Genomic DNA, 18,153 nt, shown 5'->3' with positions numbered 1-18,153 from the left:
GCACGGCTCCCTTAGAACCAGCGCAACTGATGATCGGGACTGAATAATGGCGCTCGTAAAGAAATCGACCCTGGGTGCTCGCGCAAAGTCTGTGGCTGAGGCCGTTGCTGCGCCACCGGCACAACCCCGACGGACATCCGTTAAGTCGACCGGACGGAAAGCTGTCACTGCTGCAAGCAGGATTGATCAGGCGACACAGGAATTGGCAAGCGGGCTGGGCGAAGCCTCCGCGGCGACGCTTGAATTGCAACGCACCATGGACCATATCGCGAGCAGCGCGGAGGAAGCAGCAGGCGCCGCTCAGGAATCGCTTGGGCTGATCGCATCCCTTGGATCCGGTTTCAAGGATGCGCGAGATCGAGCCGATGAGGCGCGTCAGCAGACAGACAGGGCAGCTATAGCCTTCGGCGAGATCGGCGCATTGATCGACAGTTCAGTCGCGGCAATTACCCTGAGCGCCCAGCGCCAATTGTCCAGCGTCGAGCTGATCGATGCTCTGGAAGCAGCCTCGCGCAACATCGACGCGGTCGGGGCAGAAGTGGCCGATGTGTCGGATCAGACCAGCCTGCTCGCGCTCAACGCTGCCATAGAAGCCGCCCGTGCCGGCGCCGATGGCGTTGGTTTCTCCGTCGTCGCGGACGAAGTGCGGGCGATTGCCGAAGCTTCCGAGGCTGGAGCCGGCACAATTCGCGCGCTTTCAGCCGTGATCGCGCAGGATGTGCTACGCATCTCCGAGACAATACGCGCCGCATCTGTCCAGGCAACCGAAGAAGCCCAGGCCGGGCGTAAGGTCGTGTCAGAGCTCGCGGCGGGGCGTGACAATCTGGTCGAACTCGGAATCGCCGCGCAGGACATTCTACAGGCTGCCAGCGAATCCGAAATGGCGGCGCGCGAAGCCGAACGGGGTGCTGAGCAGGTCGCCAGTGCCGCAGAGGAGCAGACGGCAGCCGCCGCCGAGGCACGGCGAGCCACCGAGCAGCAGGCAGTCTCTCTGGAAGAAAGCCAGAAAACAGCAGAAGCATTGGCCAAAATGACTGGCAAACTTCAGGACGACCGCCAATCGGCTCTTGCCGAACAGGTGGCTGCGGCTGCCGAGCAGCTTTCTGCGACGGTGCAGGAGCTGTCGGGATCGGCAACCCAGATCCTGACCGCTCTTGACCAAATTGGTCGGGGCACCGATGTTCAGGCCGCTGCAACCGCGCAGTCCAATGCTGCCATGGCGCAGATCGAGGCTGCCGCCCAGCGTGCGCAGGACCGCACCGCTCTGGCCAATGAACGCATCGTCGGGATCGTCCAGGCTGCGCGCGATAGCGCCGCACTGGTCGATCGCCTTGCCAATGGCGTGGCTTCGGCGATCGCCGAGATCAATGCGGTTCTGGGCTTGCTCTCCGGCCTTCATAGCACCAGTCGCGAAATCGAGACCATCACCGATCGCCTGGCGCTCGCCGCTGTGCAAACGAGCATGCTGGCCGTCAACGGCGCGGTAGAGGCGACCCGCGCCGGCCAGGCTGGGCGCGGTTTTGCTCTGGTTTCTGCCGACATTCGTAAACTCTCGCGCGGAGCCGCAGACAGCAGCGAGCGCGGCAAGGAGGGCGCGCGCGATATTCAGGACCAGGTCGCCACGGTCCGCCGTGAGCTGGAACAGGTCGTCGGCGCAGCAGAAGCCGAAATCGAGCGCAACCGCGCCATGGTCGAGCGTTTTGCGCAGGTCGTTGCCGGGCTGGAAACAGCGCGCGGGAAAAATGGCGTAATCCTGACCGGTGCTCAGGATATTCTGCGCGCCGTCCGCGAAATCCAGAGTGGGACGCGGCAGATCGCAGAAGCTGCCGATCTCGCCTCGGTTTCCGCTCGAGATGCCAGCGCTGCTGCTCGCCAGCAAAGCGAGGCGGCAGAAGCCCTGGCTGCGGCCATCGAGGATATTGCTTCGATCGCCACCGTGCTTGCCGCTGGCGAGGCCTGAGCGTTTGCCCGCCGCGACCTCCTCCGCCACCAGATTGCTGACCTTCCGCCTGGGCGCGGAAAGGTTTGCCATGGCGGCGGAAACGGCGCTGGAGGTCTTGCCAACGCCCAGATTGTCGCGGGTGCCTCATGCGCCCGAAGCGTTGCTCGGCGTTGCCGGTCTGCGCGGTGACGCCATTCCGGTGTTCTCGTTCGCGCGGCTGATGGGGCGCGAGGATGTGCCGTGCGAACGGATCATTCTCACCGATCTTGACGGGCAGGTCGGGCTGGCCGTCACAGCGGTGTCGCAGCTGCTGGATGGGCGTGAAGCTCCCGGAGTTCCGCTGCTCGATCCTGCAGCCCTGATCGCAGGCGCCATGCCCGATCGCAGGAGGCGCGCCACATCCGGTCGTTCCGTCCCAACGGTGGAAAGCGCCGAGGAGGAGGTCGAAAGCCTCGCCATGCTTGCCTTCACCGTAGGGCAACAGGATTTCGCGCTTCCCCTGTCGGCGGTGGAAGAGGTTCTTGCGCTTCCCGAAGATGTCACGCTGATGCCGCATGCCGATGCGGCGACGGTGGGCAGCATCGCCTGGCGGGGCATGATCCTGCCTCTGCTCTCGCTTGCAGGTCTGCTGGGCATGGAGAGGGCCGAGGGGCGACGACGGTCGTCAGTCGTGGTCACGCGCGTCAAGGCGCATCGGCTCGGTCTGGTTGTCGATGCGATCCAGTCTGTGGAGCGGGTGGCCGAAACGGCCATCGATCCGGTCCCCCAGCTGCTCAATCGCGGCAGCGAGGCGCGCATTCAGGCGATCTGCAGGCGTGGCGACGGCCAGCGGCTCCTGTCGGTGCTCGCCACCGATCATCTGGTCGGCCAGGACTTAACGACGCGGCTGCTTACAGACGATACGGGGACTGGCGAAACCATGAGCGATGCCCTCACGGCCGAGGAACACCTGTCCTTCCTGACCTTCACGATCGGGGAGGATCATTTCGGTCTGCCCATCGAAGCCGTCCTCGAAGTCACGGCGTTGCCAGCCCGCCTGACCGCCTTGCCCCGCGCGCCTGCCTTCGTGAAAGGCGTGATGGAGGTCAGAGGCCAGATCGTGCCCGTGATCGATCAGGCTCAGCGTTTCAAAGGCGAATGCGTGGTCGCGGAGAGGCCCCGTGTGATCCTCGTGCAAATCGGAAAGCTCACCGCCGGATTTCTGGTCGATGCCGTGCGGGAGGTAACCCGCCTGCCCGCCTCCTGCTTGCGCGAGGCGCCCGATCTGGGGGTTGAGGGCATGCGCGTGTTCGACAAAATCGCGACGGTTGAGGGCCAGGATGGTCTGGTGCTGATCGTGAGCCCGGAGGAATTGCTCGACAAGGCCGAGCGCGACCTGCTGACCGAACTGGGCAAGAAGGGTGCGAAATCCCGAACGTGACCAAATTGCTGATCGTCGACGATTCCGCCCTGATGCGGCGCCTACTGACCGAAATCTTCACCACTGCCGGTGATTTCGAGATCGCCGTGGCCCGCAATGGCGCCGAGGCGCTCGAGCAGCTTGGCACCTTCAGTCCGGATGTGATCACGCTCGACATCCATATGCCGGAAATGGACGGGCTTGCCTGTCTCGATCGCATCATGGTGCTTCACCCGTGCCCGGTGGTCATGGTTTCCTCGCTGACCGCTGAAGGGGCGGAGGAAACGCTTGAAGCGCTGGCACTGGGCGCGGTGGATTTCATTCCCAAACCCAAGGGCGCCCTGTCTCTCGAGATCGACGCCATCGCCGCGGATCTCGTGGCCCGGGTCCGTTCCGCCGCGACAGCCCGCGTTCCGCGCAGCCATAGACTGCAGGAAAGGCTGCGCGCGCGAGCACCGCGCCGCCTTCCGGCCGCATCTAACCCTCCCGCGTCGGTCCAAACAACAATCGACCCCTCACCCACGGATATTCCCGGTCTGGTGCTGGTCGGCTGCTCGACCGGCGGCCCTCCCGCGCTCGACAGGCTGCTCGGAAGCCTGCCAGCCGGCTTTCCCTGGCCCGTGCTCGTTGCCCAGCATATGCCCGGTTCCTTCACGGGCCCCCTCGCGCGAAGGCTTGACCGGCTCTGCGCGCTCGATGTCATGGAGGTCGATAAGGCCACCCCGCTGGCTTCCGGACATGCCTATATCGGGCGGGGGGATGCCGATCTCATCCTTTCACGGCGGGCCGGTCATCTGGTTGCCCTGCCCGCGCCGATGAGCGAGGCCTATCTCTGGCACCCCAGCGTGGATCGCCTTGTCGACAGCGCGTTGCGTCTGCTCCCACCCCAACGGCTGATCGGGGTCTTGATGACAGGGATGGGCAATGACGGAGCAGCAGCCATGGCCAGATTGAAGCAGGCAGGTGGCCAGACCATCGCCGAGGCCGAAAGCACTGCTGTCGTCTGGGGCATGCCGGGCGCCTTGGTGAGCCGGGGCGGGGCATCGCGCATCTGTGCGCTTGACACGATCGCCGGCGAGTTGATGGCGCTGCTGACGCCGTGACCAGACAGTCCTTCCCTTCTTTATCGGTCCTCAGCGCTCTAGAGCTTGCGCGGGTTTCGACCCTGATCCACCGCTGGACCGGCATGGTTTTCGGAGAGAACAAGCGCTATTATATCGAGCGCCGCATTGCCGAACGGATGGCTCGACGGCGCGCGGCAACCGCCTCCGCCTATCTTGATTTCGCTGCTGGTGATGACGGTGAGCGCGAGGCGCTCATCAACGCCTTCACCATCAATGAAACCTATTTCTATCGCGAAGAACATCAGCTTGCCGCGCTCTCGCGCGATATTCTTCCCGCGATAACGCGGCATCGAACGCCTGGCGATCTGGTGCGGATCTGGTCGATGCCCTGTGCCACGGGGGAAGAGGCCTATTCGATCGCCATCTGGTTGCTGGAAAACTGGACGCTGGTCGATGCCTATAACATCGAGATCGTGGGATCCGACATCGACACTTCCGCCTTGGCCAGAGCGGTAGAGGGCAATTTCTCGCAACGTTCGCTCGCACGTCTGCCCGAAGCCCTCTTGGACAGCTATTTCGAACCCGAACAACACCATCAGCGGCGCATCATTGCGGATCTTCGCGAATCCGTGCGCTTCACCCAGGCCAATCTCATTGATCCGGCCAGCGTGGCCCCACTTGGCCGGTTCGATGTTATTTTGTGCCGTAACCTGCTGATCTACTTCGATGATGATGCACGCATCGCAGCGGGCGAAACTCTTTATGATCGCCTCAACCCGGGCGGATATCTCTGCCTCGGGCACAGCGAGTCGATGAGCCGCATCTCGGATCGCTTCACGGTGACTCGCCTTGCCGACGCAATCGTCTATCGTCGGCCATAATGAACGAGTTGCTCGAACAATTCCTGATCGAAAGCCGGGAGCTGGTTGCCCAGGCGGCCAAGGATCTCGCAACGCTGGCCCGCGATCCGGTTGACGGCGCGGCCATCGACAGCGCCTTTCGGGCAATTCACACGCTCAAGGGCTCTTTTGCGATCTTTGCGCTCTCCCCGGCCGAGCGGCTGTTGCACGCAGCGGAAGATGTGCTGGAACAGGCGCGCAAAGGCGCTGCCTTGCTGCGACCCGCAACGCTGGATACGCTGACCGCCTGCCTCGACCAGACCGACCGCTGGATCGATGCCATGGAACGCGACGGTGCCCTGCCCAGCGATGCCGACGAGCGAGCGAGCGCCGTGCTTGCTCTCCTGCGCGGGCATGTCGCAGATCAGCTGCCAAAAGCCGACACATCCGAGCCCGCCAGCCAGGCGGCAGACTGGCTCACCGCCCTTGTTGCGCGCGAAGCCCATCAGATCGATCAGTCCATCGCCGATCTGATCGCTTTTCGCTATCGCCCCGATGCGGATTGCTTCTTTCGCGGTGAAGACCCCCTCTCCGTGGTGGAAGCGATACCGGATCTCGTCGCGCTGGCGATCCTGCCTGCCGAGGGATCATGGCCAAGGACCGCCGAACTCGATCCTTTTGCGTGCCTGTCGCTGATCGAGGGGCTGAGCGCCGCTGATGAGGCCGATCTGCGTGCCGCCTTCCGCTTGCAGCCCGATCAGGTCGAGTTCGCCGCCCTGCCCCGCACTTCCCGGAAAACCGATAGGGAGAAGATCACGGCTGACGGCACCCTGCTGCGGGTCGAATCGGCGCGCATCGACGCGCTTGCGGATGGCCTTCGTGATCTTGTCATCGCCATCAATTCCCTAGCACCTCTGGCCAATGACATGGGTCGGTTCGACCGCGCCCTGGCTACCCGGCTGCGCAGTGCTCAGGTTAGCATCGAACGCGCCGCAACCAGCCTGCATGGACATCTGGCCCAGATCCGGCTTGTGCCGCTCGAAGGCACGCTGCGCCGCCTGCCGCGTGCCGCCCGCGAAATCGCTGACGCCCTTGGCAAGTCCGTGGCCTTCACGATGGAAGGCGAAACCATCGAAGCCGACAAGCAGATCGCCGAGGGCCTGTTCGAGCCTTTGCTCCATCTGCTGCGCAATGCCATCGATCATGGCATCGAAATGCCCGCCGCAAGGCAAGCGGCCGGCAAACCGCCTCAGGGCCGGTTGCGGCTGACCCTTGCGAGGGACGGCGACGCCATCACTGCAACCCTCAGCGATGACGGCACCGGCATCGACCCTGCTCGCATCCACCACATGGCCGTCGAACGCGGCCTCCTCGACGAGGACGCCGTCTTGAGCGATGATGAAAGTGCGCTGCGCCTGATTTTCGAGCCTGGCTTTTCCACCGCCGCCGCCATCACCGATCTCTCCGGACGGGGCGTGGGCATGGATGCGGTGCAGGCGGCGGTGACTCGTCTGCACGGCACCATCACAGTCGAGAGCAAGGTGGGATCGGGCACCAGCTTTCATATGCGCTTCCCGGCACATGCCCTTACCACCCAGTTGCTGGTGGTCGAGATCGACGGGGACCGCTTTGGCATTCCCTTCGGGCAGGTTCGCGAGACGCTCCGGATCGACACGTCGGCCATCAAGCCGGTCGGACTTGGGCAGGTCTGCGTGCTGCGTGGTTCGGCCGTTCCAGTGGTCGATCTTGCCGGCCTGCTTGGTTTACCCTCGATGACCGCCCCCACCTCCCGTTTGGTGGTCACGCATATCGAGGGGAGTCCTGTCGCGCTGCGGGTCGGGAACATCTCCCATCGCCTCGATACGGTGATCAGACCGCATGGCGGCGTGCTGGGGCAGGCGCATGGCATGCTTGGCTCGGCGATCATGGGGGATGGCAGCGTGCTGCTGGTCCTTGATGTACAGGAGCTTCTGGCATGAGTGTCAGGGTTGAAGGCGGAGTGATTTACCTTGCCGGGCGATGCCCTGTCGAGGATGCTGAGGATCTCCTTCGCGCGCTCGAGCAAGACGCGCAGGCGACGGTCGACATCACAGGCCTGCAGCGGCTGCATATGGCGCTCGTGCAGGTGCTGCTGGCGGTTCGCCCTGCCATCCAGGGACAGGCCGCCGCAGGTCCCCTCTCGCGAGAAATCTTCCTCCGCCTCATTTCAGATAACGACAGGACGCCAAAAAATCCATAATACGCAGGTCGAACCCCATTTCAATGCAGGGCCGCGACCATCAGCCGCCCGGAGAAGCCAATGCCGATCACCGTTCTGATTGTTGATGACAGCAAGCTCGCCAGGATCGTTGCGGGCAAGGCCCTTGCCGCCCTCCAGCCGGAATGGGACAAGCTGGAAGCCGGCAGCGCGGCACAGGCCATTGACGTCATTGCCAGCCAGGCTCCCGATCTTGCTCTGATCGATTTCAACATGAGCGAGAAGGACGGCCTTGAACTTGCGGGGGATTTGCGCGTTCTCTACCCCGATATGCCCATTGCCATCATCACCGCCAACATTCAGGACGAGATCATCGCGCGTGCCCGTGAGATCGGCGCCGCTTTCGTGGCCAAGCCGGTGACCGCTGACGCATTGGAACCCTTCCTCTCGGGTGCTGCGCTGCGCCTGCGGTCAAAACGGGCGTGAGCGGCGAAAGCATCACACTTGGCGAGCTTGAGCGCGATGCGCTGACCGAGATCGTCAACATCGGCGTCAGCCGGGCTGCCTCCAGCCTGCGCAAGATGATCGGCGATCAGGTTCTGCTCTCGGTGCCCTCCATTGAGGTGGTCAGCCAGCGCCGCGCCGCGCGCCTGATCAGCGAGCGTGAAATCACCGATCTGGTTGCCGTCAGGCAGGATTTCTCCGGTCCTTTCTCAGGCCGCGCCTTGCTGATCTTCCCTGAGACCAATAGTCTTGAGCTTGTCCATGCGGTGACCGGCGGCGACGTGGCGATCGAGGATCTCGTCGAGATGGAGAGCGAGGCCCTGTGCGAGACGGGCAACATCATCCTCAATGCCTGCCTCGCCACCATGGCCAATATGCTCAAGCGCTCGCTGACAATGACGCTGCCCGAAGTTCTGCGCGGCAGCAGCGCCAGCCTGTTCGATGTGACAGCCGAGACTTCTGAAAAGAGCCTCGTGCTTTTCCTCTACATCGATTTTGCCGTACGCAGCCGGGACATTCGCGGCTATATCGCGATGATCATGGACCTGCCTTCGCTGGAAATCCTCAAGGACTTGCTCGACGAATTCATCGCCCGCGTCGTCGGCGATGACGCTTGAGCCTGGCATGGTGACGCCGCGCAACTTCGGCTCCGTGTCGGCAGCCGCAGGCGCCAGCGGCACCTGGGACTGGGATATCCGGCGCGAAATCCTGCATATCGACGAGCATTTTGCCGACCTTTACGGCCTTCAACCCGAAGCGGCACGCGCAGGGCTGCCCACCAGCATTTTTTTCCAGGCCATTCATCCCGACGATCGCCCGCGTATCCGTATTGCCGTGGCGGGGCTGCTTGCCGGGGCGGAGCTTTTCGCCAAGGACTTCCGCATTGTAACGGCCGCCGGGGCTGTGCTGTGGATGCACGGGCGGGGCCATTGCCATCTCAGCGACAACGATGAGCCGCTGCGCTTCACCGGCCTGCTGGTGGACATCACCGAGCGCAAGCGGGCCGAGGAAAAATTACGCATCGCGCAGAGTGCGGGCGGCATCGGCAGCTTCGAATATATCGACGGTTTTGCCACCGTCACGGTCTCGGGCGAGTTCTGCCGCTTGCTTGGTCTGCACCCTGCCCCGGTGCTGCCCGTGCAGACGATCAATGGTGTTTTGCTGGATGACACAGCGCCGCTGGTCCCGGGTCCGGGAGACACACGGATTCCAGAAAGCGTCGATGCCGAATTCCGCATCGCGCGAAGCGATGATGGCGAGGAGCGCTGGATCGCCCGCCGCGGCGAGATCATTCACGAGGGCGCGGGTTTTCGGCTCGTCGGCGTGATCTATGATGTTACGGCCGCCAAACGGCAGGAGGCCGAACTTCGTGAGTGGAGCGACCGCCTGGAAAGCCGGGTTGCCGAGGAGGTGGCGATCCGCCAGCAGGCCGAGGAAGCGCTACGCCAGGCACAGAAAATGGAAGCAGTGGGTCAACTGACGGGCGGCATTGCCCATGATTTCAACAATCTGCTGATGGCGGTCATGAGCAGCCTCACCCTGTTGCGCAAGCGTCTGCCCGCAGATCCCGCGACCGATCGCCTGCTCGATAGTGCGATGCAGGGCGCCGAACGCGGAGCGGCCCTCACGCAGAGGATGCTGGCTTTTGCCCGGCGTCAGGACCTCACGTCGGAAAGGGTGGATATCTCTGCTCTTGTGACCGGCATGCGTGAGTTGGTCGAGCGTACCTTGGGTCCGGCATGGACGCTCAATCTGCTGTTCGATGAGAACCTGCCATTTGTCCTTGCCGACAGCAATCAGCTCGAAATGGCGGTGCTCAATCTGGCGGTCAACGCGCGTGATGCCATGCCTCAGGGGGGCACTATCATCGTTTCGGCCAGACTGTGCCACGACGGATCGGCCCGCCATGTGCGCCTCCGCCCTGAGCCCTATATCGCTTTGTCAGTCATCGACCATGGCGAGGGCATGGATGAGATCACCCTCGCCAGAGCAACCGAGCCTTTTTTCACCACGAAGGGCGTCGGCAAGGGGACGGGGCTTGGGCTTTCGATGATCCATGGGCTTGCCGAACAGCTTGGCGGCGGCTTCACGCTGCACAGTGTGCTGGGCGAAGGAACTGAAGCGACCTTATTGCTACCGGTTGCCTCGGCGGGCTCCCTTCCCGTCAAAGCTCAGCAGACGCCGGCTGACATTGTCGCTGATCTGCCATCGCTTAAAATTCTCGCCGTCGACGACGATGGGCTGATCCTGATGAACACCGTCGCCCTGCTTGAAGACCTTGGCCATGAGGTGCTCGAAGCAGGCTCAGGCCAGGAGGCACTCGAACTGATTGGTGAAAACCCTGATCTCAATTTGCTGATCACCGATCAGGCCATGCCTAAAATGACCGGCACACAGCTGGCTGATCTCGTCACGCTCGAACACGCGAATCTTCCAATCATCCTCGCCAGTGGCTATTCTGAACTGCCCGAAGGTTGCCAACCGCGCATCGTCCGGTTGGGCAAGCCCTTCACGCAAGAGATGCTGGAGCAGGCCATCATCCAGGCCATGAGAAGCGCCGCGCAGCCGGCCTGATGTGACAGACTGCGCTGAGCCGTCCTTCATCGCTGACTGATCGCCTTGACGGCGGCATTCCTTGGGCTTGGCGAGGCCTGAGCAATGCCTTTTGGCCTTCCCAAATGGAACTGGGCCACCCGCGGGCAGCTTTCATCACAATACGAGAGATGGACTGGCCATGGCGACCAATGCTTCGAAAACGACTTTGCGTGCAGCCCTGGGGGCAAACACCGGGATAGCCATCGCGAAATTCTGCGGAGCGGCCTACACCGGCTCCTCCGCGATGGCTTCAGAAGGCATCCACAGCCTTGTCGATACCGGCAACCAGATCCTGCTGCTCTTCGGGCTGAAAGACGCCAGCCGCCCGGCAGACGCTCCCCATCCTTTCGGCTATGGATTGCGCTTGTATTTTTGGGCCTTCGTGGTTTCGGTGGCGATCTTTGCTCTGGGTTCTGGCCTCACGATCCATGAGGGGCTGGCGAAGATCGGCCATCCCACGCCAATCAGTCATGCCTGGGTCAATATGCTTATCCTGGCGGTCAGCATCCTGCTGGAAGGCACATCGTTGCTGGTGGCAATCAAGGCCGTGAAGAAAGAGGCCCGCAACCGCTCCCTCAGCTTTCTGGAGACGCTGCGCACCCATCGCGATCCGACCATCTTCGCGGTGATCTATGAAGACACCGCCGCCATCGCGGGTCTGCTGGTCGCCCTCGCCGGAACCGTGCTCGCACTCCTGCTCGACATGCCGGTGATCGATGGCTGGACCTCGATCATCATCGGTCTCATTCTGGCCGTCACCGCAATCAGCCTGGCCCGGCGCTGCTACACGCTGCTGACCGGCCAGGCCGCCGATCCGGTCATCGAGGAACGCCTTCGCGAGATCCTTGGCGAGATCGCGGTGATCGACCATGTCAATGAGGTACGCACCATGCACTTCGGCCCCTCCGAAGTGCTGCTGATCGTTTCGGCGGATTTTCGGGATGATACGCCGGCAGCGATCGTGAAGCGCATCGTCGCACAGGTGGATGAGAGGATGCGCGACGCGTTTGAAGATGTGCGCCGGGTCTATCTCGAGGCGCAATCCATCCAGAGCCATCTGGAGGTGCTCGACGATCTCGGCGAGGACGCTGACGCCCTCGCCTGGGACAATGTCGAAACCTAGGCCTCCCGCACAGGCGGTGGCCCGCGAAAGCGATCAAGCCCGGCCATGGGGGGCAGATGCACGGCTTTGCCGCTGCGCGCGCTGTCGTAGATCGCTTCCATCAAGCGGTGATCCTGCACACCCTCTTCGCCTGGCGTGTAGGGATTCCGCCCGGTCAGCACACACTCGGCCATATGGTCGATTTCGGTGGCGAACTGGTTTTTGGTCGTCAGGACCAGTTCGTTGCGGCTGGTGGCATCGCCCTCGCGCCCGATCACGCTCATCTGCTGACCGGCATATTGGTAGCAGTTGGGCAGATCGATGGCGGCCTTCTGCAGGTTCATCCGGGCATGCTTGTCATCACGCCCGCCGTAACTGGTGAAGCAGTTCGCCACCGTGCCGGAGGGAAAACGCAGCATGAAAGACACGGTTTCCTCCACCTGTGCGAAGCGGGGGTCACCGGGCGGCGAGAATGTGGTCGCGAAAATTTCCACCGGCTCCTCACCGGTCATGAACCGGGCCGTGTTGAGGCAATAGAGTCCGATGTCGAAGAGCGAGCCGCCCCCCGCCATGGCCTTCTTATGCCGCCACTGCAGATGGCCGTCCTGAGCCACGGTCTGGGTGTTGATCCCGTGATAGGCCAGCAGCCTGCCGTGGCTGCCGTCGCGCACCATCTCCATGGCGCGGCGGTTGTAGGGCTCGTACTGGATACGATAGGCGACCATCAGCTTGACACCCGCCACGCGGCAGGCCTCAACCATCGCCTGGGCATCGGCTGAACTGACCGACATCGGCTTTTCGCTGAGAACATGCTTGCCGGCCCTTGCCGCGCGCTCGGCAAAGAGCCGGTGCATGGCATTGGGAAGGGCGATGTAGACAACCTTGATTTCAGGGTTCTCGCGGATGCTGTCGAAACTCTCGTAGCTGTAACAGGCCTCCGGCTTGATCCCATATTGGGCGGCAACCAGCCTCAGCTTGTCGGGCGAACCGGAGACAAGGGCGACTGGACGGGCCTTCATGGATTGGGCGAAGGCGGGCAGGATTTCCTCCAGCGCCAGCCGTCCCAGTCCGACGATGGCAAAACCCACGCGCTGTTCCGGCGGCAAGGGCGCGGGCGTTGGGCCCGAGGGCGTGTCGGCCGGGTCGCGCCAGGCGGGGAACACCACCTTGCCGTTCTCGACATGGCCGGTATCGACCGCGCTGGGCGGCGTGAAGCCCGGCACACTCCCCATCGCCCGCGATGAGAGCATCAGCCCCCCGGCGCCCCACCCTGCAACACGAAACAGAGAGCGGCGGTTGAGGCGATCGAGTCGGTTCACAAGCTTCGCTCCTTCGCGGATATCGCAAGGTGCAATGCATGAAGGCACGAAGAGGTCGCGGCGCGAAAGGCACCATGCCGTTCTTGAAGATCGGTTGATCGATTTCGGTACGACGCAACGAGGGGAACCTCAGCCCCTCACCTCTGTTCGAAACCCTGACGCAGCGAACCGCCGACCCACACTTCTGACGCAAGGATCACGCCCTATGCCTCTGCAGACAAACCACAAAGGCAGCGGCATGCGGCGTGGCACAACGACACTGTCTTGAGGGTGAGCCGCCGAACCTTCCTTTCGCATGGCATAGACCGCACCGTGCCACTCGCTCCGGCATTGCTGCTCGCGGGATGCGGAGGTCCGGCCAGCATTTTGGCGCCGGAAGGCCCAATCGCCTCCGCCGATCTGGCGATCCTGCTCAATGCGCTTGCCATCATGCTCGTGATCGTGGTGCCCACCATCCTTGCCACGCTGGGCGTGGCCTGGTGGTATCGAGCCGGCAATGCGCGGGCGCATTATCGGCCCGATTTCGCCTATTCGGGGCGGGTCGAGCTTATCGTCTGGTCGATCCCCATCATGGTGATCCTGTTCCTTGGCGGCGTGATCTGGATCGGCAGTCATGACCTCGATCCGGGCCGGCCGATCCCGTCACGCCAGCCGCCGCTGGAGGTGCAGGTGGTCTCGCTCGACTGGGCCTGGCTGTTCATCTATCCGGAGCAGCAGGTGGCATCGCTCAATGCCCTTGCCTTGCCGGTGGGCGTCCCGGTGCATCTGCGGCTGACCTCGGCCAGCGTGATGAACAGCTTTTTCGTGCCGCGCCTGGGTTCGCAGATCTATGCGATGAACGGGATGGAGACGCAGCTCAGCCTGAGGGCTGACCGGGCGGGTCAGTTCTATGGCCAGTCCGCCCAATTCAGCGGCGACGGCTTTTCCGATATGCATTTTGCGGTGCAAGCCCTGCCCGGCGTTGGTTTCGCGCAATGGGTGAAGGCCGCCCAGGCAAGTCAGTCGATCCTCGATGATCGCTCCTTTGCCGATTTAGGCGGGCAGCACCGCCCGATTGAGCCCTCCACGATGCGCGCGCCACAGGGCACCCTTTTCGATGCCATCGTTGCTCAGCACATCGCCCCTGCTCCCGGCCCCCAACTGGGGCCTGGTGGGCGCGCGCAAAGCACCCCTTCCAGTTCCGGAGTGCAAAACCATGCTGGGTAAACTTGACTGGTCGGCCATCCCCTTTGCGCAGCCCATTCCGCTCTTTGCCGCGGGACTGGTGATGCTGGCGCTGCTGGGGGCGGCGATCTGGGTGACGCGGCGCGGCTTGTGGTCCTATCTCTGGCGCGAATGGATCACCAGCGTCGACCACAAGCGCATCGGCATCATGTACTCCATGCTGGCGCTGCTGATGCTGCTGCGCGGCTTTATCGATGCGATCATGATGCGCAGCCAGCAGAGCATCGCGGTCCATGGCGCCAAGGGCTATCTGCCGCCCGAACATTACGACCAGATTTTTTCAGCCCATGGTACGATCATGATCTTCTTCGGCGCGATGCCTTTCATCATCGGCCTGATGAATTTCGTGGTGCCGCTGCAATTGGGCGTGCGCGATGTGGCCTTTCCCACGCTCAATTCGGTGAGCTTCTGGCTGACGGCCTCGGGTGCGCTGCTGGTCAACATGTCGCTGGTGATAGGCGAGTTCGCGAGGACCGGTTGGCTGCCCTATGCCCCCTTAAGCGAAACGACCTATTCGCCGGGCGTAGGTGTCGATTACTACCTCTGGGCGATCCAGATTTCCGGCGCAGGCACGCTCATGACGGGCATCAATCTGGTGACCACCATCCTCAAGATGCGGACTCCGGGCATGTCCTACATGCGCATGCCGATGTTCTGCTGGACAGCGCTGGGGTCGAACATGCTGATCGTCGCGGCCTTTCCGATCCTGACCGCGACTCTCGCGATGCTGACGCTCGACCGTTATCTGGGTTTTCACTTCTTCACCAATGAGGCGGGCGGCAACATGATGATGTTCGTCAACCTGATCTGGGCTTGGGGACACCCGGAGGTCTATATTTTGATCCTCCCGGCCTTTGGTGTCTTCTCAGAGGTGTTCTCGACCTTTTCGGGCAAACCCTTGTTCGGCTATCGTTCGATGGTCGCGGCCACGCTGTTTATCGTGGTGGTTTCCTTTTTCGTCTGGCTGCATCACTTTTTCACCATGGGCGCGGGCGCCGATGTGAACGCCTTTTTCGGCATCGCCACCTCGGTGATCGCAGTGGGCACGGGCGTGAAGATCTACAACTGGCTTTTCACCATGGTGGGCGGACGGCTGCGCTTTCCCACGCCCATGCTGTGGTCGTTGGCCTTTATGGTGACCTTCGTGGTGGGGGGAATGACGGGCGTGCTGATGGCCGTACCGCCGGCTGATTTCCTGTTGCATAATTCGATGTTTCTGGTGGCCCATTTTCACAATGTGATCGTGGGCGGGGTGATCTTCGGCGCCTTTGCCGGTTACAGTTTCTGGTTTCCCAAAGCCTTCGGCTTTCAGCTCGACGAGCGCTGGGGCAAGCGTGCTTTCTGGCCCTCGCTCATCGGTTTTGTACTGACCTTCGGCGCGCTTTATGTCGTCGGACTGGAGGGCATGACCCGCCGCCTGCAACGCACCGAGGTCGACGATTGGATTCCCTGGCTGCATGTCGCGCTCGCCGGCGTCGGCTTCATGATGCTGGGTGTCGCGGCTCAGGCCATTCAGCTCTACATAAGCATCCGCGACCGTGAGCGCCTGCGCGATCTCACCGGCGATCCCTGGGACGGGCGCAGCCTGGAATGGTCCACCTCCTCGCCCCCGCCCGCCTTCAACTTCGCAGTGATGCCCGATGTGCGCGGCGAGGAGGCCTATTGGGGTATGAAGCGGCGCGCCATCGAGGCACAGAGCCTTGGCGATGAACCGGCCTACGAATCCATAGACATGCCGCGCAATTCGCCCACCGGAATCGTCACGGCTTTTTTTGCCACCCTGATCGGCTTTGCGCTGATCTGGCAAATCTGGTGGCTGGCCATTCTGGGTTTTCTCGGCACCTATGCCACCTTTGTCGTCTTCGCCTGGCGCGACCGCGATGAGATTTCGGTCCCCGTCGAAGAGGTCACACGTATCGACCGTGCGCGACGCGCCGCACGCGCGCGACACTTGGGACAGAATGATGAGGAACCGGCATGAGCAGCGCAGCGGGCACAAGCAGCGATCCCCACAGACTGGGCCACGGTCGCAACGAGGACGACAACCAGCGCGATACCACCGGCCACGGCCAAGGCGGCCCTGCCTCCAAGCGGATCGTCGTGGGCTATGGGTTCTGGATCTATCTCCTTTCCGATATCGTGCTGTTTTCAGCCTTCTTCGCCGCCTATGCAGTACTGGCCCATGCCACGGCGGGTGGCCCAAGCGGGCCGCAGATCTTTACCCGCACCCGCGTCGCGGTGGAGACGGTTTGCCTGCTGCTTTCCAGCTATTGCTGCGGGCTGGCGAGTCTGGGAGCCGAGCGCAGGAGCCAACTTACCACCCAGCTCAGCCTGGCTGCCACCGGCCTGCTCGGCGCGGCTTTCCTCGCCATCGAACTGAGCGAATTTGCCGAACTCATGGCCCGGGGCGCCACGCCGACCCGCAGCGCCTTTCTCTCCAGCTTTTTCGCGCTGGTGGGACTGCACGGGCTGCATGTGACGATCGGGCTGCTTTGGCTTGGCACGATGATGGCACAGACCTGGGTCAAGGGCTTCCGCCCCGCCATCATGCGGCGTCTCCTTTGCTTCAGCCTTTTCTGGCACGCGCTCGACATTGTGTGGGTCGGCGTCTTTTCCATCGTTTATTTGCTGGGGAGCCGGGCATGAGCGATCCGTACAAGAAGGACAGCGGCGATACCGTCCCCGGTGAGGGCGAGGATGGCGCTGCAAGTCTGCGCGGCTACACGCTGGGCCTTGCCCTCGCGCTGCTGCTGACAGGCGCCTCCTTCTGGGTCGCCTCAACCAATCTGGTCTGGGCGCCTTCGGTACCGGTGGCCATCGTGGTACTGGCAGTGGCCCAAATGGGGGTACATCTGGTATTTTTCCTTCACGTCACCACCGGACCGGACAACACCAACAATGTGCTGGCGCTGGCTTTCGGCACGCTCGTTGTGCTGTTGGTGATCGTCGGCTCGATCTGGATCATGGGGCATCTCAGCCACGGCATGGCGATGGATCATGCCGCAATGGGCAATATGCCTTGAGGCCGGCGTGGATCAAACCAGCTCCGGAGGACTTGTTTTCCAAGAGACAATTCAGTCGCAAGAAGGAGCAAGACCATGGAAGATCCATTGAAACCCGCCCCCAAGCGACGTGTGCGTGGCGGCGTTGTGGCAGCCGTCATCGTGTTGTTGATCCTCATCTTCGGCTTTGTGGGCCGCAACCTGGGCCATATCGAACAGAGCAAACATCCCGATACCGCCGAGGTTGCCACCCATGAGGGGCAATGAGGCCGTTTGACGACGCTCTTCTCCCTGACTGCGCATCGCAACGCCGCACGGTTTTCGGAAAGGTAAACCTGATGCTCAAGGCTCTGGCCCTCAACTGCACGCTCAAGCCCGATCCCGAGCAGACCTCGTCCACCGACGCGATGATCGCGGTGCTGGGCAAGGCTTTTGCCAAAAAGGGCGTGGCGTTGACCGAAACCGTGCGGGTCGCTGGGCTGAACATCAAATCGGGCGTCACTTCCGATGAAGGTGACGGCGATGACTGGCCTGCGCTGCGTGCCAAGATCCTTGCCCATGACATCGTCATCTTCGGCAGTCCGATTTGGCTGGGTCAGATCAGCAGCGTGGCCAAGCGCGTGCTCGAACGCATGGATGCCTTCCTGGGGGAAACCGACGATCATGGCCGCATGCCCAGTTATGGCCGACTGGCGGTGACCGCGATCGTCGGCAATGAGGATGGCGCGCATTATGCCTGCGCCCAGCTTTTTCAGGCGCTGAATGATGTGGGTTGGACCATCCCTTCCATCGCCGCCTGCTATTGGGTGGGCGAAGCCATGGGTTCGACCGATTTCAAGGATCTGACTGAAACGCCCAGGATCATCGCCAAAACAGCAAGCATGGTAGCGGGGAATGCTGCCCATCTTGCCAGCCTGCTGAAGCAGTCGCCCTATCCGGGTTGACGGTGTCCCGAAATTCCACGTG

The 18,153-nt window shown here is 62.6% G+C and carries 17 protein-coding genes; 16 read left to right on the top strand and 1 reads right to left on the bottom strand.

What is annotated here, in order from left to right; genetic code table 11:
- Positions 1–46 precede the first annotated feature (46 nt).
- The 10 genes from SR3_RS14115 (at position 47) to SR3_RS14070 (ending at position 11,663) form a co-directional block, all read left to right on the top strand.
- Positions 47–1,960 carry a methyl-accepting chemotaxis protein gene (locus SR3_RS14115; protein WP_068087133.1) on the top strand — a complete coding sequence of 638 codons (1,914 nt, stop codon included), beginning with the start codon at positions 47–49 and terminating at the stop codon, positions 1,958–1,960.
- Positions 1,854–3,362 carry a chemotaxis protein CheW gene (locus SR3_RS14110; protein WP_084455562.1) on the top strand — a complete coding sequence of 503 codons (1,509 nt, stop codon included), beginning with the start codon at positions 1,854–1,856 and terminating at the stop codon, positions 3,360–3,362. Before SR3_RS14115 ends, SR3_RS14110 begins: the two co-directional genes overlap by 107 nt.
- Positions 3,359–4,444 carry a chemotaxis-specific protein-glutamate methyltransferase CheB gene (cheB, locus tag SR3_RS14105; protein WP_068087130.1) on the top strand — a complete coding sequence of 362 codons (1,086 nt, stop codon included), beginning with the start codon at positions 3,359–3,361 and terminating at the stop codon, positions 4,442–4,444. The genes SR3_RS14110 and cheB overlap by 4 nt, the downstream gene beginning before the upstream one ends.
- Positions 4,441–5,286, top strand: a complete 846-nt coding sequence (locus SR3_RS14100; RefSeq protein WP_068087127.1) for a CheR family methyltransferase — start codon at positions 4,441–4,443, stop codon at positions 5,284–5,286. Before cheB ends, SR3_RS14100 begins: the two co-directional genes overlap by 4 nt.
- Positions 5,286–7,223, top strand: a complete 1,938-nt coding sequence (locus SR3_RS14095; RefSeq protein ID WP_068087122.1) for a chemotaxis protein CheA — start codon at positions 5,286–5,288, stop codon at positions 7,221–7,223. Before SR3_RS14100 ends, SR3_RS14095 begins: the two co-directional genes overlap by 1 nt.
- The gene (locus SR3_RS14090; protein ID WP_068087119.1) at positions 7,220–7,483 is read left to right on the top strand and encodes a hypothetical protein; all 264 of its coding nucleotides are present in this window, start codon (positions 7,220–7,222) and stop codon (positions 7,481–7,483) included. Before SR3_RS14095 ends, SR3_RS14090 begins: the two co-directional genes overlap by 4 nt.
- Positions 7,484–7,543: 60 nt before the next feature.
- Complete coding sequence (locus SR3_RS14085) at positions 7,544–7,927, top strand: response regulator (RefSeq protein WP_068087116.1); 384 nt, start codon at positions 7,544–7,546, stop codon at positions 7,925–7,927.
- A complete protein-coding gene (locus SR3_RS14080; RefSeq protein WP_068087114.1) occupies positions 7,924–8,562 on the top strand; it encodes a chemotaxis protein CheX in 639 nt (212 codons plus the stop codon). Before SR3_RS14085 ends, SR3_RS14080 begins: the two co-directional genes overlap by 4 nt.
- A 7-nt stretch (positions 8,563–8,569) precedes the next feature.
- The gene (locus SR3_RS14075; RefSeq protein ID WP_068087110.1) at positions 8,570–10,519 is read left to right on the top strand and encodes a hybrid sensor histidine kinase/response regulator; all 1,950 of its coding nucleotides are present in this window, start codon (positions 8,570–8,572) and stop codon (positions 10,517–10,519) included.
- A gap of 160 nt (positions 10,520–10,679) precedes the next feature.
- A complete protein-coding gene (locus tag SR3_RS14070; RefSeq protein ID WP_068087108.1) occupies positions 10,680–11,663 on the top strand; it encodes a cation diffusion facilitator family transporter in 984 nt (327 codons plus the stop codon).
- Here SR3_RS14070 and SR3_RS14065 read toward each other — a convergent pair.
- Positions 11,660–12,961 carry a Gfo/Idh/MocA family protein gene (locus SR3_RS14065; protein WP_068087105.1) on the bottom strand — a complete coding sequence of 434 codons (1,302 nt, stop codon included), beginning with the start codon at positions 12,959–12,961 and terminating at the stop codon, positions 11,660–11,662. The genes SR3_RS14070 and SR3_RS14065 overlap by 4 nt on opposite strands.
- A 270-nt stretch (positions 12,962–13,231) precedes the next feature.
- On the opposite strand from SR3_RS14065, the gene cyoA reads away from it, so the two are divergent.
- From cyoA to SR3_RS14040, 6 genes are all read left to right on the top strand, one after another.
- Positions 13,232–14,167, top strand: coding sequence for a ubiquinol oxidase subunit II (gene cyoA, locus SR3_RS14060; RefSeq protein ID WP_245653917.1), 936 nt, complete (start codon positions 13,232–13,234; stop codon positions 14,165–14,167).
- Positions 14,157–16,166 (top strand): cbb3-type cytochrome c oxidase subunit I, encoded by a 2,010-nt coding sequence (locus tag SR3_RS14055; protein WP_068087104.1) that lies wholly within the window; start codon positions 14,157–14,159, stop codon positions 16,164–16,166. The genes cyoA and SR3_RS14055 overlap by 11 nt, the downstream gene beginning before the upstream one ends.
- On the top strand, positions 16,163–16,831 hold the full coding sequence (locus SR3_RS14050; RefSeq protein WP_068087103.1) for a cytochrome (ubi)quinol oxidase subunit III: 669 nt from the start codon (positions 16,163–16,165) through the stop codon (positions 16,829–16,831). Before SR3_RS14055 ends, SR3_RS14050 begins: the two co-directional genes overlap by 4 nt.
- Positions 16,828–17,208: a cytochrome o ubiquinol oxidase subunit IV gene (gene cyoD, locus SR3_RS14045; RefSeq protein ID WP_068087099.1), complete on the top strand. Its 381-nt coding sequence runs from the start codon at positions 16,828–16,830 to the stop codon at positions 17,206–17,208. Before SR3_RS14050 ends, cyoD begins: the two co-directional genes overlap by 4 nt.
- A gap of 75 nt (positions 17,209–17,283) precedes the next feature.
- Complete coding sequence (locus tag SR3_RS31315; protein WP_157098850.1) at positions 17,284–17,454, top strand: hypothetical protein; 171 nt, start codon at positions 17,284–17,286, stop codon at positions 17,452–17,454.
- Between the two features lie 68 nt (positions 17,455–17,522).
- Complete coding sequence (locus tag SR3_RS14040; protein WP_068087248.1) at positions 17,523–18,131, top strand: flavodoxin family protein; 609 nt, start codon at positions 17,523–17,525, stop codon at positions 18,129–18,131.
- The last annotated feature ends 22 nt before the right edge of the window (positions 18,132–18,153 follow it).

This window comes from Novosphingobium rosa NBRC 15208, assembly GCF_001598555.1.
Taxonomy (GTDB): domain Bacteria; phylum Pseudomonadota; class Alphaproteobacteria; order Sphingomonadales; family Sphingomonadaceae; genus Novosphingobium; species Novosphingobium rosa.
Note: the sequence above shows the minus strand (reverse complement) of the source record. Positions and strands in the feature narration are given on the sequence as shown.

Coding starts and splice junctions, on each gene's coding strand:
- cyoD (WP_068087099.1), top strand. CDS start 16,828: ATGAGCGATCCGTACAAGAAGGACAGCGGCGATACCGTCCCCGGTGAG.
- SR3_RS31315 (WP_157098850.1), top strand. CDS start 17,284: ATGGAAGATCCATTGAAACCCGCCCCCAAGCGACGTGTGCGTGGCGGC.
- SR3_RS14070 (WP_068087108.1), top strand. CDS start 10,680: ATGGCGACCAATGCTTCGAAAACGACTTTGCGTGCAGCCCTGGGGGCA.
- SR3_RS14115 (WP_068087133.1), top strand. CDS start 47: ATGGCGCTCGTAAAGAAATCGACCCTGGGTGCTCGCGCAAAGTCTGTG.
- SR3_RS14110 (WP_084455562.1), top strand. CDS start 1,854: ATGCCAGCGCTGCTGCTCGCCAGCAAAGCGAGGCGGCAGAAGCCCTGG.
- SR3_RS14085 (WP_068087116.1), top strand. CDS start 7,544: ATGCCGATCACCGTTCTGATTGTTGATGACAGCAAGCTCGCCAGGATC.
- SR3_RS14075 (WP_068087110.1), top strand. CDS start 8,570: ATGGTGACGCCGCGCAACTTCGGCTCCGTGTCGGCAGCCGCAGGCGCC.
- SR3_RS14050 (WP_068087103.1), top strand. CDS start 16,163: ATGAGCAGCGCAGCGGGCACAAGCAGCGATCCCCACAGACTGGGCCAC.
- SR3_RS14095 (WP_068087122.1), top strand. CDS start 5,286: ATGAACGAGTTGCTCGAACAATTCCTGATCGAAAGCCGGGAGCTGGTT.
- SR3_RS14090 (WP_068087119.1), top strand. CDS start 7,220: ATGAGTGTCAGGGTTGAAGGCGGAGTGATTTACCTTGCCGGGCGATGC.
- SR3_RS14055 (WP_068087104.1), top strand. CDS start 14,157: ATGCTGGGTAAACTTGACTGGTCGGCCATCCCCTTTGCGCAGCCCATT.